Raw genomic sequence first — 15,669 nt, forward strand, 5'->3', positions numbered from 1 at the left:
ATGGTCTGGAAGGGGCTTATGGAAAAATACAAAGATGTCCTGCCTGTGACAGAGAAGACACCACGGCTGACCTTACTGGAGGGGAATACACCCCTGATTCCGCTGGACAAACTATCAGAACAGCTGGAATGTGAGATCAGTGTGAAGTTCGAAGGGCTGAACCCGACCGGAAGTTTTAAAGACCGCGGGATGTTTCTTGCCGTTGCTAAAGCAAAAGAAGAAGGGGCTAAAGGAGTCATCTGCGCATCAACAGGAAATACATCTGCTTCAGCTGCTGCATACAGTGCCCGCGCAGGTATGGACTGCATCATTGTGATTCCAAAGGGAAAAATTGCGCTCGGGAAACTGGCCCAGTCGGTCATGTACGGTGCCCGTATTTTTGAAGTCGATGGCAATTTTGATCAGGCGCTTGACATCGTCCGGTATACCGGGGCTCACTCTGAATATAAAATTGTGAATTCAATCAATCCTTATCGTCTTGAAGGGCAGAAAACAGGTGCCTACGAAATTGTTGAACAGCTGGGCGGTACAGCCCCGGATGTTCTTTGCATCCCGGTAGGCAATGCGGGCAATATCTCTGCTTACTGGAAAGGATTTAAGGAACTGCGCGACAAGCGGCAGATTGCCCCTCCGGAGATCCACGGTTTTGAGGCAGAAGGAGCTGCCGCCATCGTAAAGAACAAGGTGATCGAGCATCCCGAGACGATCGCGACTGCCATCCGTATCGGCAATCCGGCCAGCTGGAAACTGGCCGTCGCTGCTGAAAAAGAATCCCATGGTGAGATTGATTATGTGACTGACATGCAGATTCTGGAAGCTTATAAGCGGATAGCCCGGACGGAAGGTGTATTTGCCGAGCCGGCTTCCTGTGCTTCGATCGCCGGACTGATCAAGCATATCAGCGCAGGTAAAATCAAAAAGGGATCAAAAATTGTCTGCATTCTGACCGGAAACGGACTAAAGGATCCCGCTACCGCTATGGACACGCTGACTATTGAACCGACTGAGATCGGTGCGGAAAAATCCGCGGTCGTCGATTCACTCCGGCAGGTGGCAAAATGATACATCCTCCCGCTTTCCAGATCAAAGTTCCGGGCAGTACGTCCAATCTCGGACCAGGTTTTGATTCAATCGGTATGGCCGTCAATCGTTATCTTGTGCTGGATGCCCGGCAGGCAGACCGATGGCAGTTCAACTATGTGGATCAGCCTGACTTTCATCCTCCTGTTGCAGAAAATCTGATTTACAGGACAGCGAAAAAACTTGCAGAACACTTCCAGGCATCTCTTCCTCCCTATGAAATCACCGTGCACAGTGATATTCCCCTTGCACGTGGTCTGGGAAGCAGTGGTGCAGCAATTATTTCCGGGATTGAACTGGCTGACTTTCTGCTTGACCTGAAGCTCAGCATAGAAGAAAAATCATGGCTCGCCTGCCGCACCGAAGGCCATCCGGATAATGTCACAGCCTCTCTGTACGGGGGGCTTGTGATATCCACCCAATCGACTGCGGCTGTCCATTCGGTTAAATTGCCCGTGCCTGATTTTGATTTTGTCACACTGATTCCTGATTTTGAACTGAAAACCAGTGATGCCCGTCATGTCCTGCCTGATGTCCTTCCCTTCCATCAGGCTATAGAAGGCAGCAGTGTGGCTAATGTACTGATCTGCGCTCTCTTGAGTCATAACGGCAAACTGGCCGGTCAGATGATGGAGAGTGATCATTTTCATCAACCGTACCGCGCGAAACTGATTCCCGACCTCGAGGGGATTTCTTCTCTTGCGAAGTCAGCCGGTGCATTCGGCACTTTCCTGAGCGGAGCCGGTCCGACCGTGATGTGTCTGGCCCCTCAGGGAAAAAGTTCTGCCATAAAGGAAAAACTGCAGACAGCTTTCCCGAATGACATCTGTGTCACCCTGCACCCCGTTTCAGAAGGGGCTGTCTCCAAGGTGACCGAAGCGGTGCCACGCACAGAAGATCAGTAACAGACCCGGCCCGGACACATAAAACTCCCTCTTCTGCCAATAATAAGACAGAGAAGGGAGTTTTCTTATGAAAGTAAAAATTGGCTGGGGATTTATCTTTTTCTTTGCATGTTTACTGGGCATCTTATATGTTGTCTATCTCGTTGTCCACTCCCACTAGACGCTCCGACCATTGCAAACGTTTCCAATCCAATTATTTATAAACACTCTAACTCTGGAGAACAACACGTTCCTGTTCATTATGGCGGTCTTTCCTGACACGTCGCATTACGTTAACAAAAAGGGCATCGATCAGTGTTAATTGTGCCGCCCGGGCGACATAAGATTCTGATCTGTAGTCGGCAGATACAGACACCGTGTGAAGAGACACATCCATCAGATCACTGAGTGCGGACTTCATAAATCCGGTCAGACCGATTGTCGGGCTCATCTTTGACTTTGCCGTTCTGGCAACCTGAAGCAAGTGCTTATCGGACGCTGAATACGAGATAAACACGGCCGCATCACGTTCACCCAGCTGAGAAGCCGAAAGCATCTGAAACTCATTATCCGACGGAGCAAAAGTCATCATGCCCGCCCGGACAAATTTACGGTGGGCTTCCTGAGCCATCATCGCCGAACCGCTGCTGCCAAAGAAGGCAATACGCCTGGCACCGGACAGGATGCTTACCGCCTGCTTAAAATGATCGCTGTTCAGGATCTGAAACGTGTTCTCAAGCGTGCGGATATTATCTCTGAAGACATGATCGGCAAGCAGCATCTCCTCGTCGCCGTCAAATCTAACCTTTTCCTGTTCAAGATGGCGGCTTTTGGCGATGTCTGCCGCCAGAACAATTTTCATTTCCTGGAATCCCTTGAATTCCAGCCTCCTGCAGAAACGGAAGACCGTCGCGTCAGCTACTTTAATTCTCGCCGACACCTGATTAATACTGCTGTGCACCGTCTCTTCCGGATCATTCAGAATATAATCGGCAATCCTTTTCTCCTTTTCGCTCAGGTGCGGGTATGCCGACTGAATGCGAATCAGGCATTGTTGCTGTGTCATCATTCTTCCCCTCCCTATTTATATCATATCTTTATTGTACATCAAACGCTTACATTTGAAAATAATTTTCTGTAAACGTTTGCTGAAATTAAACAAAATATTTAATCTGAATCGCTTTTCTTTTCAAGATGCTTGCTGATTTCAAAGATTTCACCAAACAGTTTTTGCAGAGAGGCGGTAGGAAACGGGCCTCTGTTTTCCACTGCAATCCGGTTCAGTATTTCCTTTTCACGCAGCGAATCGGTGTAGGCGGTCCCTGCTGCCTTTTTTTCTTTGCCCACCTCCCGAACAACACGGGCCCGCTGATTCAGTAATCCGATCAGTTCTCTGTCAATAGTATCAATCTCCCTGCGTAATTGCCTCAGACGATCTGCCGTCACTTGCCGTCCCTCCCGCTTCTGCCGCGATAAAATCAGTATGAACACAGATTATAAAAAAATGTCATTCAAGTCAATGGGCTCGTCCAATAACTTCATTCACCCTTATGTCAGGTCTCTTTACATAGCAGAACCGGCGTGTTTAAATTGAATCATGAAGGTGGCCATTCTGCACATTTTCCGAAAACGGCACCTTTACCCAAAAAAGGGCAATCATCATACATATATCATATCGGTTAAATGATTAACAGGGAGTGTCTGACATGTTTAAAAAAAATCTCGCTCATCTGCGGGCTTATGACCCGGGGCCGTCTCCTGATGAGATAAAAAAAGCATATGGCCTGGATCATCTCGTCAAACTCGACGCCAACGAAAATGTTTATGGATCTTCACCTGAGGTAGCCCGGGCTATCGCTCAGGCAGCCCTTCTCCCTGAGCTGTATCCGGACTGCCAGGACAGCGCTTTGAGGCAGGACCTGGCGAAGCGGCTCAACATTAATGAAAACCAGTTGCTGTTCGGACTGGGGCTGGATGAAATTATTGTGCTGGTCAGCAGGGCTTTTCTTGCTCCCGGAGACAGTATCGTCATGGCATGGCCGACGTTCTACGAATATTACTGCCATGCGCAGATTGAAGGGGCACAAACGCGCAAGATCCCCTGCAACAGGGAAGGCAGGCACGACCTTCAGGGCATGCTCGACGTGATTGATCAGACCACCAGAGTCGTCTGGATCTGTAACCCGAATAATCCGACGGGCACCTATGTCACCGGCAGAGAACTTTACGCCTTCGTGAAGCGCGTACCGGGCGATGTGCTCATCGTCCTGGATGAAGCCTATATCGATTTTGTCGTTGCAGAAGATTTTCCCCGGTCACTTGAATGGATAAATGATCAGGAAAACGTACTTGTCCTGCGCACCTTTTCAAAATCATACGGTCTTGCCTCCTTCCGAATCGGCTATGCCATTGGCCGGCGTCGCGTGATTGAAGAAATAGAAAAAGTCAGGCCACCGTTTAACAATCCGCGGCTAAGCCAGATCGCAGCCTTCGCCGCCCTCCAGGATCAGGCCTTTAAAGAGGCCTGCGTACGAAAGAACAGAGAAGTTCTCGATATGACATACGCTTTTCTGGACAGGAAAGAGATCCCTTATTTTCCTTCCCAGGCGAATTTTATCTTTGTAAAAACGGGGCATGCCAAAGCCGTACAGGAGATCTGCAAACGAAACGGTTATCTGATTCAGGCCTTTGAAGACGGGGTCCGAATCACGATTGGAAAAATGAATGATATGAAGGGCCTGCTGCCCGTCCTTGAACAGGCGATGAATGAAACCCTGTCCGAACCCAGTTTGTGAAACCCGGTAAACATTTTTGAAAATATTTTTCTTTACAAACTGCCAAAATGCTGTTACAATTTGTACACAATTAAAATAACAGTGATGAAGAAGATAACAGGCTTTGGAAAGGTACAGACAGAGAGCCGGGAGCGCTGGAAACCGGTGTATGTTTCTTCAGCTTTAGCCCTTCGGAACTGATCGGCTGAATGTTTCAGTAGGCTGGTCCGGTAGAAAAATCTGACCGTTATAGCGTAAGGAAGGCCGTTTGCAATGCAGACGGTAAATGAGGGTGGCACAGCGATAATCACGCCCCTCGCAGTGAGTTTATGCACACTGCGGGGGGCGTTTTTATACTCTAAGGGCAATGTTCATGCTATATACTGGCTGATTCGGGATACCGGCCGGATCGAGAATCAACAGACATGGCGGGCAGAACCTGAGCAACAAAAAACAGAGAAGAGAAGGGATGAGTTAAATGATGAGCAACCTGTTTCTTGATCAAACGTATTTGTTCACACCGGGTCCGACTCCCATACCCAATCGAGTAAATGCAGCAATGGCCCGACCGATGATTGGCCACCGCAGTCCGGATTTTTCCGTTCTCATTGAAGAAGTGGCCACTAAACTGATGCCGGTTTTTGGTACGAAACACCCGGTACTCGCCCTGACAAGCAGCGGTACTTCGGCACTTGAAGCCGCCGTTGTCAATACGGTTGCCGCGGGCGAACACGCTGTGGTGATTGTGGCCGGATCCTTCGGTGACCGATTCGCGACAATCGCTGAAAACTACGGCGTTCATACGCACCGGCTGAATATTGAATGGGGCAAATCCTGTTCTCCGGATGAACTGGCAGCTTTCCTCGACAAACTGTCGGGAACACCTGTAAAAGCCGTATTTGCCACCTTCAATGAGACGTCAACGGGTGTGCTGAATCCCATTCATGAACTGGGCAAGGTGGTCCGTAAAAAAACAGACGCTCTCTTTATCGTCGACGGCGTCAGCTGTATCGGTGCGGTTCCGGTAGATATGGAAGCCGATCAGATTGACCTGCTCGTCACAAGTTCACAGAAAGCCTTGATGCTGCCGCCGGGGCTGGCTTTTGTTTCCTTCAGCGACCGGGGCCTTGAGGCCATTAAGGCCTGCCCTGAAAGAAGATTTTATCTTGACCTGAACCGGTACGTAAAAGCCTATGAAGAGCAGAAATCCACACCCTTCACCCCGGCTGTTTCGCTGATTGCCGGAGCCCGTGAAGTCTGCACGATGATTGAAGAAGAAGGCTGGAATCATGTCGTCGAGCGTCATACCCTGCTCCGGGACATGATGCGTGCCGGCATCCGCGGGCTGGGTCTGCCGCTTCTGACAAGCGATGAAGATGCCTCTCCGACCGTCACCGCGGTTCAGCCGGAAGACATTCCTGCACCAGACATTCAGAAAGCATTGAAAAAAGATTTTTCGATCACCATAGCCGGCGGTCAGAAGAAACTCAAAGGAAAGATTTTCAGAATCGGGCATATGGGGTACTGCACACCCTTTGATGTGCTTAAAGTGCTGAGCGCTCTTGAACTGACACTTGCAAAACTGGGTCAGGAACCACGGCTTGGTGTGGCAACGAAAAAAGCAGAGAAGGTGTGGATCCAGCATGTATAAAGTTATCGTTACCGATCCAATAAATGAAACAGGATTAAAAGCGCTGCTTAACCATCCAGACGTCCAGGTTGATCAGCGTCCGGGACTGCCCCGGGAGGAACTGGTCCATGCAATCAGCGGTTATGATGCCCTGATTGTCCGCAGTCAGACACAGGTGACACGCGAGATCATTCAGGCAGCCGATCATCTGAAGGTGATTGCCCGCGCCGGTGTCGGTGTAGATAATATCGATATCGATGCAGCTACGGAAAAAGGGGTAATCGTGATCAATGCTCCGGCCGGTAACACGATTGCCGCAACGGAACATACCCTGGCCATGATGCTTGCACTTGCCAGGAACATCCCGCAGGCGTACGGTTCCCTTTCTTCGGGAACATGGGACCGCAAACGGTTTAAGGGTGTAGAACTGTACCAGAAAACGCTCGGCGTTGTAGGCATGGGACGCATCGGGACAGAAGTGGCGAAACGGGCAAAAGCCTTCCGGATGAACATACTCGCCTATGATCCGTTCCTCACTGAAGACCGGGCAAAAAAAACGGGGGTCACTAAAGCCGATCTGGACACGATTGCGGCGCAGGCGGATTTTATTACGGTACATACGCCGCTGACTGCTGAGACTCGAGGTCTGATTGATGCCGGCTTTATGGCGAAAACCAAAAAGGGCGTTCGGTTCATTAACTGCGCCCGCGGCGGTATCATCGATGAACAGGCGCTTGTGGATGCCGTAAACAGCGGCCAGGTGGCGGGAGCCGCCATTGATGTTTTCACGCATGAACCCCCGGAAAATACAGGGCTCACGCAAAATCCCAAGATTATCGTGACGCCGCATCTTGGCGCCTCAACTGCCGAAGCTCAGGAGAAGGTAGCCCAGTCGGTCAGTGAAGAGATTGTCGGAATTTTTGAAACGGGAAGTGTCCAGCATGCACTGAATCTTCCGCATATCTCTGCTGCCGTTCAGCAGAAAATCAAGCCCTACCTGACATTAAGCGAACAGATGGCTGAGCTATTGATGCAGATTTTCAAAAAAGCGCCCAAAAAAATTACGATCAATTATTATGGCGAACTTTTTCTGGAAGATACCGGACTCCTGACCAGACAAATCATTAAGGCTCTGCTCTCATTTTATCTGGATACATCAATCAACATCGTTAATGTCATGCAGGTACTGAAGGCACACAGTCTTTCTTACAATGTACAGAAGAATGCGGCGCATAAAGGGTTCACTAATTTTATTGAACTCGAAATCGAACATGACGGTGAAAGGGCGACCATCGCCTGCACCTATCTGCCGGGATTCGGCGGCCGTATTGTTTCCATTAACGGTTATCGTCTGGATATGGAGCCTGAAAAATATTCTCTCTACATCACCCATAATGACGTGCCCGGCATGATTGGCAATGTTGGATCACTGCTCGGCAAAGATCATATCAATATCGGCAGCATGTATGTCGGCCGGCAGGCGGTTGGCGGGAAAGCGGTGATGATCCTCACTGTAGATAAGCCCGTTTCCGGGGAAATCAGAAAGGAAATCCTCTCCCTTCCGGATCTGGATGATGTTCAGTTCGCGGAAATTGACGTTCCGGAAAATGACTGATCAGGTTCTGATTTCTCGTTCCCGCCGGACAATTTTACAGAACTAGAAAAAATCCCCTTCGACATCCGGAGGGGGTTTTTTCTGTACTTTTAAACGGCATATAACTTTTAAGGAAAAAAGGTTCAGAAAAACAAAATCCCCGGTGGCAGGGATAAATCTCGATCGGCTCAGCCGCCGGAGGCTCCACTTCGCTGAGTTTTCTTAACAAAACGGCTTATTTATTCAGCTTTTCAAAAACAAGATCTTCCATATCGGCTATGGAATCAAGAATGTAATCTGCACCGTGCGCTTCAAGTTCCGGCTTTGCTTTTTGACCGGAGAGACCAGTCAGAACACCGGCGAAGCGGCAGCCCAGCTGACGGGCGCAGAAGAGATCGGCAAGAGAGTCCCCGACGATTAACGTGTCCTTCCCGTCTGCAAGTTTTTCCGGTTTCCTTGCCGTCAGTGCTTTCACATCGCTGTCCTTTCCATAGCGGGCGAGCAGATAGGTAAAGGGATGCGGCTTGGCAAGCGGGGCTGCATCGTATTTTTTTTCTGCCATAAGGACGTCATCGGCTGTCGCTATGTGATTCTCATCGAGCAGTTCCAGCCAGTGCAGATAACCAAAGGGTCTGAAGGTCTCAAGATGCGGTCGTCCGGTTGCAATACCGATCTTCACTCCGCTATCAGAGAGCCGGCTGAACAACCGGCGTATCCGCGCCGGATCTGCCAGTGTCCGTTCTTCATTCATGAAGCCCTCTTTCCCTGTCTGTACGGAAGGCATACCTGTTGCGGCAAGTACATGATCATCACCAATATACCATTCCTGGGAAGCATGTTCCCCGATATGCCATAACGCACTTTTCGGCCTGAAAATGTCCGTTTCCAGTCCCAGACGTTTCCCGGCGATCTGATTCAGATAGAGGATGATGCCCTGACGGGTTACCTCTGTATCGGCAAAATCAGTCATAAACTGAGAGAAATCAGGCTGAACCGGATATTTCCGGAAAAGCGTTCTGAACTGATCGAGTGACGCCCTGTCGATCGGTTTCTGAAACCACTTTTTCGCCTCCTCGCGTGCATCTTCCGGCAACTGTGCTGTTAAGTGAATCAGCTGCACGGAAAAAGTGACGTAAATCATATCCCAGTTTGCATTCATGCCTCTGGATTTCATAAAGTTTAATACATCATCGTTTAGAAAAATGTTCGCGCGAATGTCAGCAATTTCACGGTCGCTGTACCTTGTCTTGAACCCATGCGCCCTGCCGAGTCCAAGATAATGATCACTTAGCAGCAGCTCCCTGACCGTCAGCGCCGAAGCGTCAAAGTAGCGTTCTTCACTCAGGAAAACCCCGTCGACATCAAATAAAATTGTTTTTATCATTTTCCCCTGTTCACCAATCCCATCACTCATTTTGAACACTGCACTTCATGTCTTGCTTCAGTCATCGTTGTCCGTCCCGGAGTGGTCTGAAGGGCTCAGAAAAGTGTCAGAAATTGCTGCCGTCCTGTCCGTCGCTCAGTGGAGAGATAAAGCACGGCCGTTTTGAGCGATAATGACCCAGTTTTGACCCCCGTTTTCCGTCATATAAATATTTCCACCTGCTGTGATCAGAACGGCCTCCTGATGACGTACGGGATTCTGCTTTATTTGAATTAGCCGGTCGCTCTCAACCGAGCCGATATCCAGATGAATCGCCTTATCCTCATCGGGAATGATGCTGTAGAGCGCCGTTTCATCCCCTGAAGTACCCGCAAGCAGTGTCTGGCGGCTGTTAAATCCGTATGACACACTGGTGACGTTCTCACCTTTCAGCATAGCAATACCCGTCTTTCCGCCATCCGAAGTCAGATAAAGTCCCCGATCTGTTGCTACAGCAAAATTTCTGTCGTTCCCCGGGTCAATCGCCAGTTGCTGCGGATTTCCTTTGATCCCTTCCAGCTGTTGGTCCTCCCAGGAGTTTCCTGAATCTACGGAGATGGACAACTGATCTCGGCTCAGGTGACTGATTGCGTGCGACTTGTAACCGGCAGCCCAGACTCCCTTACCGAGCCCTGCAGGCAACTCATTCTTTGTAATGACCTTTCCATCCGCTATGTATTCAATCGTTTTTCCAGTGATTCGGAAATAACCGTTATCCACCGGAAGGAAAAAGGTCCCTTTCGTTTTGTTCTCAGAACTCCTGCTCCATTTCCCGTCATGGTAACCGGCAAGGCCCGAGTCGGATGCGACCCAGAGCTTTCCGTTCTGCGTGTAGCCACTGCCTGTAATATGTTTGAAGTGAAGACCTGAGTTGTCCCCTGTCACCGCCTGCTTCACCACATAAATCAGCCAGACTGCAAAGCCGGCCAGTAGCAGAATGAGTGCGATTTTAGCAACAAAGAGCCAGAATACAAGTTTAAAACTCTTCCTGTCTGATCCGTTTCCTGATACCTTTTCTCTGTTTCCCACTTTTTTAGCCACTCCAGTAAAAATTGGTATTCAATATTTTGCCCTGTATCCATTCTTACATGATCCGGAAGAGATCTCAACTGAATCGTTTTCACCCATCGGCACGGGAGTGATTCTCTGCCGTCAAGCAGGTCAAAAGAGCCAGCTCTCACCAAAAATCGTCACCCGCTTTTTGCAATCACCGTTTCCCCGGGATCAGGCTCATCCGGACATCCGGCAAGTCCTGCCCTTCAATCACAGGTGATATCATGGTTATTCACACTTTTTTCCTCCGAATGATCAGGATGATGGATCTATATAGAATTATACTAAATGTGAAGCAGGAAAAGAATCATCTGGCACCGGCCCTCGCACAGGTCTGAGGAGGTAAACCCCTTTTTTCATCTGGTGCGACATCTGGCGTTTGACCGTTCAAGGTATAAAAAAGCCCGGTGTTACCGGGTTTAAATGCATCATCGTTCTGTTTGCGGGCCGACTCAGCCCTCAGTCACCTGAATTTCTTTTTCAAGATCATTTCTTGACAGGTCGGTTTTAAGGAAGGATTCGGTATCAGGGGTATACAGACTCTGATGCGTCTTCTGATCAATCAGCAACGTGCCATGGTCAAGGACATAATCAAGCACATGTCCTCCCCCCTGTTTCTCTTCGTCGATGAAATGAAAATGATAACCCGCAACGGCTATGCCCTGGGCGAAAGCAGGCGTCCAGAACCCGACAATCGTCCCCTTTCTGTTTTCAAAATCAAAAACAGGCTGGGTTTTTACCGCTTCTGTCATCGGCACCGGCTTCTCCTGATAAGCGACGGTCCGTGTCCGTACTTCCCTGAACACACCGTCAATCCGGTAGGCATAGAACAGATTATCACTCGGTACCAGCCGGTGCAGTTCCTGCTCAAATTCTGCTTTATTTAAAGGCTTATCGAAATTTTTTTTGATTTGCGGACGGAAGTGAGTCAGCGAGCAGAAAGGCGTCTTGTCCTCCGGTTTCAGCGGCGTAGCTGTCCCGTCACCACGCAATCGATAAAATTTATTGTCAAAGCCGATCATTTCACCGTCGAGATGTTCAAATGTTCCAATACCAAAGTCACCGTGTTCCTTAATTTGATTATAGTTCATAGCTCCTTCATAAACACCTGCGAGCAGCGATGTCATTGTAGAAAGCTGAAAAACTTCTCCGGTTTCTTTGTTTCCTTCACTTGTCACAATTAAAATCTCCTTTACAAAAAATGGTCACTGCATTTCGAGTGCATGACTCCAGATCAATTCAGCTGATTTGGAATCAAACTCTTTCCAAGTGCAATATTATCACTGTAATCGACCGGAACATCAATGATCACCGGTACGTCCTGAATATCAAGCGCTTTACGAAGGACGGATTCCAGATCATCCGGTTTGTCTACGCGCATCCCGATTGCACCAAATGCTTCCGCATAAGCCACCACATCAATTTTTCCGAAATCCACACCTGAAGTCCGGTTATATTTCATCTTCTGTTGGAAGGCAACCATATCATACGCACCGTCCCGCCAGACAATATGGACGATCGGCAGTTTCAGCCGCACCGCCGTTTCAAGCTCCATCGCCGAGAACAGAAAACCACCGTCTCCCGACATCGAGATCGTTTTTGCCTTATGATGAATCAGGCTTGCTGCCATGGCCCATGGAAGTGCCACGCCAAGGGTCTGCATCCCATTACTGAACAGCAGCGTTTTGGGTTCATAAGAACGGAAATGTCTGGCCATCCAGATATAATGGGATCCAACGTCGCAGGTCACTGTTGTCTCATCACTGATCAGACGGCGCAGGGTATGAATCAGCTGCAGCGGATGAACCAGATGACTCGCCAGGTTTTCCGGCGGTTCATCGTAAGCGTCCAGGCGCAATCTCATCTGCTCCAGATCATTCAGATTTTCCGGTGCGATACTGAGGTGTGTCAGTTTCTTTTCAATTTCTTTTACCGTCCCCGGTATATCCCCGATCAGCTCTATAGACGGCTGATAAAAGTGGTCAATATCGGCACGTATCTCATCCAGATGGATGATCTTCCGGTGACCTGAATGGTTCCAGAATTTTGGATCATATTCTACAGCATCGTATCCGATCGTCAGCACCACATCTGCCTTCTCCAGAATCAGGTCTCCCGGCTGGTTACGGAAGAGTCCGATACGTCCAAAGAAATGTTCCTCCATGTCGCGTGGAATCAGTCCCGCCGCCTGAAATGTTTCAACGACGGGTAAGGAGATCTTTCTCAGGAGTGAACGGACGGCGGATACGACAGAATAACGGTTGGCACGCATGCCTGCCAGAATCACAGGCATCTTCGCATTTTTCAAAGCATCAACGGCTGCATCAACCGCCGCATCAGAAGCCGTCCCGAGTTCAGGGGTCTTTAGTGGCCCGAGCGCGGTGACATCCGTTTCCGCCTGCATGACATCCTGAGGGAAACTGACGACACTTGCCCCTGCCGCTGTGGATTCGGCAGCACGAAAGGCATTTGTCACTACTTCGGCGACATTCTTCGGATCGACAACTTCAGCGCTGAATTTTGAAATCGGATGAAACAGTCCGGCGTTGTCCATTGACTGATGAGTTCTTTTCAGCCGATCCGCCCGCGGTACTGCCCCCACAAGCGCGACAACCGGATCATTCTCAACGTTCGCCGTAGCGATTCCGGTCGCAAGATTTGAGGCACCGGGTCCTGAAGTGACAAGGCAGACCCCCGGCTTACACGTGATGCGCCCCACAGCGGCTGCCATGAATGCGGCGTTCTGCTCATGGCGGCAGACAATCAGTTCCGGACCGCGATCCTGTAACACATCGAACACTGCATCAATTTTTGCACCGGGAATACCAAACACATACTGAACACCCTGTCTGATCAGACAATCAACGACCAGCTCTGCACCTGTTGTCCGTGTCTTTTTCTGCTTTTTCTCAATACGGCTCATTGATTCTCACTCCCTTAACTCATCTGAAAAGAGCGCAGATCCCGCCTTTTTCAGATCAATAACTACTCTGTTTAGTATTTACTATCATTTTACATGGCATGTTCATTGTTGTGAAATATATTATTCTTTTCGTTGTAATATATAATATATATTAATTGAAAATGAAAACGGCAACAATTATAATGAAACTACTTACAGGATTCACGAAAGGGAGCGGCAATACGGATGGAACTCCGTCAATTTATTTATTTCATCACAGTGGCTGAGGAACTGCATTTTGGCCGGGCTGCTGAACGGCTGCGTATGACCCAGCCGCCACTCAGCAAACAGATTCAGCAATTTGAGGAAGAGATTGGTGTTACCCTGTTTAAGCGAAACAAAAGACATGTGGAACTGACAACGGCCGGAGAATTTTTCCTCCCGGAAGCCCGGCAGGTGCTCGCTCAGGCTGAGCAGGCGGTCAGTACCGCGCAGCGTGCACAGCGGGGGGAGTTTGGTCGCCTGGTCATCGGATTCGTCGGTTCGGCTACTTATGATATTCTTCCCCGATTTATTCGCGAATATCGAAAGAACTTCCCGGACGTGGCAGTGGTTCTTCATGAGCTTTCCACTCCCGACCAGATCAGCGCACTGATCGGCAACCGGATCGATATCGGTTTGCTTCACCCTCCGATCAGTTCATCACTGATTGAAGCAGAGCCTGTGAAGCAGGGTTTTGCCGCCCTGGCCCTCCCGAAAAATCATCCGCTTGCTGAAAAAAAGAAATTACATATCGAAGATTTACGTGATCAGTCCTTCATCCTGGTCAGCCGTGAAATCTGGCCCGGTCTGTATGATGAATTTCTATCGCTGTTCCGTGATGTCCCCTTTTCCCCAAACATCGTCCAGGAAGCAACGGAATATCAAATGGTCGTCGGACTGGTCTCAGCCGGGATCGGTATTGGTGTCGTACCCGCCGGTGCCGAAAAGCTGTTCAATCTTGATGTCGTCTATCGGGAAATTGCAGGGATTAAACTCCATGCTGTTCTTTCACTGGCCAGACGCAAGACCAACAGTAATCCCGCCATGCACCAGTTTATCAGCCTGACCCGTAAAATCGGGAAAGTGATCGACTGACGGATTACTTATCAATTAAACTGTCATCCTTACTCTTCTTTCTCAGACGGAATAGCCTGACGGCGTGCATCACAATCGTTTTGATCATCGCATAGGTGGGTACCGCAAGAATCATCCCGATGGGGCCGAGCCATTTCCCCGAAACCAGGAGAAGAAAAATAATCGTCAGCGGATGCGTCTGCAGTCTTTTCCCCATGACAAGCGGAGAAATAAGATGACTATCCATCTGCTGCACGGTCACAATGACCGCGAGAACAAGCAGTGCTTTTGTCGGCGAATCCATCAGTGCGATAATGATCGCCGGTGTCGCGCCGAGTATTGGGCCAAGATAAGGAATGATGTTCGTTATACCGACAACAAGCCCCAGGAGCAGGCTGTAGGGCAGACCGATGATCGAAAATCCGAGGCTTGAGCTGATGCCTACAAAAGATGCAACGATAATCAGGCCGTGAATGTACGATGAAAGAGTTGTACTCAGATCTTGCAAAATCTTTGTGACTTCGTGATGATACTGAGAGGGGAAAAAACGTGTGACGGCATGTGGCAGCCTGTCCCCATCTTTCAGCATGTAGAATAGAATAAAAGGTACAGTCACCACCGTTAATGTAATATTGACCAGAACATTAAAAAAGGTGGAGATACCGGAGCTTGCGTTTTTTGAGTAATCCTGAATCATTTCAGCAAAATTTTTCTGGATGTTATCTATTGAATAATAATCCTGATGAATCAGCCATTTGAAGCCGCGCGTATCCGCCAGATGCTCGATCCCTGTTTGCCAGTTTCTGATATAATCCGGGATCTGTGCAAACAGAGACTTGACCTGATTGCCGAGCGGAGGACCGACGGACACCACAAGCAGCACGATTAAGCCGGCCAGAAGGATGTAGATCAATAGGATCGCCAGTCCTCGGGGGATTTTATAATGCTGAATCAGATTGACAAGTGGACTGAGCAGAAAAAATAAAAAACCGGCGACGATGATCGGAAAGAAAAGTGTCGTGATCAGCGTAACAATCGGTACGAAAATGAAGGAAATTTTTGTCAGAACAAAAATCAACAGAGCAAGTGCAAGCAGTTCAATTGTCCAGAATATCAATTTTGAATGTTTTTTTAGCACAGTACGTGATCACACCTTTATCAACTTTCGCCACCGGTCTCAGGACCTTTCGCTTACTCTATTATAGCGTGTGCA

General features: G+C 49.1%; 13 protein-coding genes. 6 read left to right on the forward strand and 7 right to left on the reverse strand.

Translation table 11 applies throughout. The features are described from left to right. Both thrC and thrB read left to right on the forward strand, forming a co-directional pair. On the forward strand, positions 1-1,062 hold the full coding sequence (thrC, locus tag EWH91_RS03705; protein WP_129928678.1) for a threonine synthase: 1,062 nt from the start codon (positions 1-3) through the stop codon (positions 1,060-1,062). Continuing rightward, complete coding sequence (thrB, locus tag EWH91_RS03710) at positions 1,059-1,985, forward strand: homoserine kinase (protein ID WP_129928679.1); 927 nt, start codon at positions 1,059-1,061, stop codon at positions 1,983-1,985. Before thrC ends, thrB begins: the two co-directional genes overlap by 4 nt. A gap of 208 nt (positions 1,986-2,193) precedes the next feature. Here thrB and EWH91_RS03715 read toward each other — a convergent pair whose 3' ends face one another. Then, on the reverse strand, positions 2,194-3,030 hold the full coding sequence (locus EWH91_RS03715; protein WP_129928680.1) for a MurR/RpiR family transcriptional regulator: 837 nt from the start codon (positions 3,028-3,030) through the stop codon (positions 2,194-2,196). Between the two features lie 101 nt (positions 3,031-3,131). Then, on the reverse strand, positions 3,132-3,410 hold the full coding sequence (locus EWH91_RS03720; RefSeq protein WP_165364230.1) for a chorismate mutase: 279 nt from the start codon (positions 3,408-3,410) through the stop codon (positions 3,132-3,134). Between the two features lie 260 nt (positions 3,411-3,670). Between EWH91_RS03720 and hisC the strand changes: the two genes are divergently transcribed. The 3 genes from hisC (at position 3,671) to serA (ending at position 7,983) form a co-directional block, all read left to right on the forward strand. Next, positions 3,671-4,759 carry a histidinol-phosphate transaminase gene (gene hisC / locus EWH91_RS03725; protein ID WP_129928682.1) on the forward strand — a complete coding sequence of 363 codons (1,089 nt, stop codon included), beginning with the start codon at positions 3,671-3,673 and terminating at the stop codon, positions 4,757-4,759. A 460-nt stretch (positions 4,760-5,219) separates the two neighbouring features. Next, on the forward strand, positions 5,220-6,389 hold the full coding sequence (locus EWH91_RS03730) for a pyridoxal-phosphate-dependent aminotransferase family protein (protein WP_129928683.1): 1,170 nt from the start codon (positions 5,220-5,222) through the stop codon (positions 6,387-6,389). After that, entirely contained in the window at positions 6,382-7,983 is a 1,602-nt protein-coding gene (gene serA, locus EWH91_RS03735; RefSeq protein ID WP_129928684.1) for a phosphoglycerate dehydrogenase, read from the forward strand. Before EWH91_RS03730 ends, serA begins: the two co-directional genes overlap by 8 nt. Positions 7,984-8,197: 214 nt before the next feature. Here serA and EWH91_RS03740 read toward each other — a convergent pair whose 3' ends face one another. From EWH91_RS03740 to alsS, 4 genes are all read right to left on the reverse strand, one after another. Beyond that, the gene (locus tag EWH91_RS03740; protein ID WP_326407516.1) at positions 8,198-9,376 is read right to left on the reverse strand and encodes an HAD family hydrolase; all 1,179 of its coding nucleotides are present in this window, start codon (positions 9,374-9,376) and stop codon (positions 8,198-8,200) included. Between the two features lie 105 nt (positions 9,377-9,481). Next, the gene (locus EWH91_RS03745; RefSeq protein ID WP_129928685.1) at positions 9,482-10,414 is read right to left on the reverse strand and encodes a beta propeller repeat protein; all 933 of its coding nucleotides are present in this window, start codon (positions 10,412-10,414) and stop codon (positions 9,482-9,484) included. 476 nt (positions 10,415-10,890) lie between these two features. Further along, positions 10,891-11,625, reverse strand: a complete 735-nt coding sequence (gene budA / locus EWH91_RS03750) for an acetolactate decarboxylase (protein ID WP_483315820.1) — start codon at positions 11,623-11,625, stop codon at positions 10,891-10,893. Positions 11,626-11,672: 47 nt separating this feature from the next. After that, on the reverse strand, positions 11,673-13,361 hold the full coding sequence (alsS, locus tag EWH91_RS03755; RefSeq protein ID WP_129928687.1) for an acetolactate synthase AlsS: 1,689 nt from the start codon (positions 13,359-13,361) through the stop codon (positions 11,673-11,675). Positions 13,362-13,586: 225 nt separating this feature from the next. Between alsS and alsR the strand changes: the two genes are divergently transcribed. Continuing rightward, on the forward strand, positions 13,587-14,477 hold the full coding sequence (gene alsR, locus EWH91_RS03760; protein ID WP_129928688.1) for an acetoin biosynthesis transcriptional regulator AlsR: 891 nt from the start codon (positions 13,587-13,589) through the stop codon (positions 14,475-14,477). Positions 14,478-14,481: 4 nt separating this feature from the next. On the opposite strand, the gene EWH91_RS03765 is transcribed toward alsR, so the two are convergent. Continuing rightward, positions 14,482-15,594 carry an AI-2E family transporter gene (locus tag EWH91_RS03765; protein ID WP_129928689.1) on the reverse strand — a complete coding sequence of 371 codons (1,113 nt, stop codon included), beginning with the start codon at positions 15,592-15,594 and terminating at the stop codon, positions 14,482-14,484. Between the last annotated feature and the right edge of the window lie 75 nt (positions 15,595-15,669).

This window comes from Sporolactobacillus sp. THM19-2, from assembly GCF_004153195.1.
In the GTDB taxonomy this organism is placed as follows: domain Bacteria; phylum Bacillota; class Bacilli; order Bacillales; family Sporolactobacillaceae; genus Sporolactobacillus.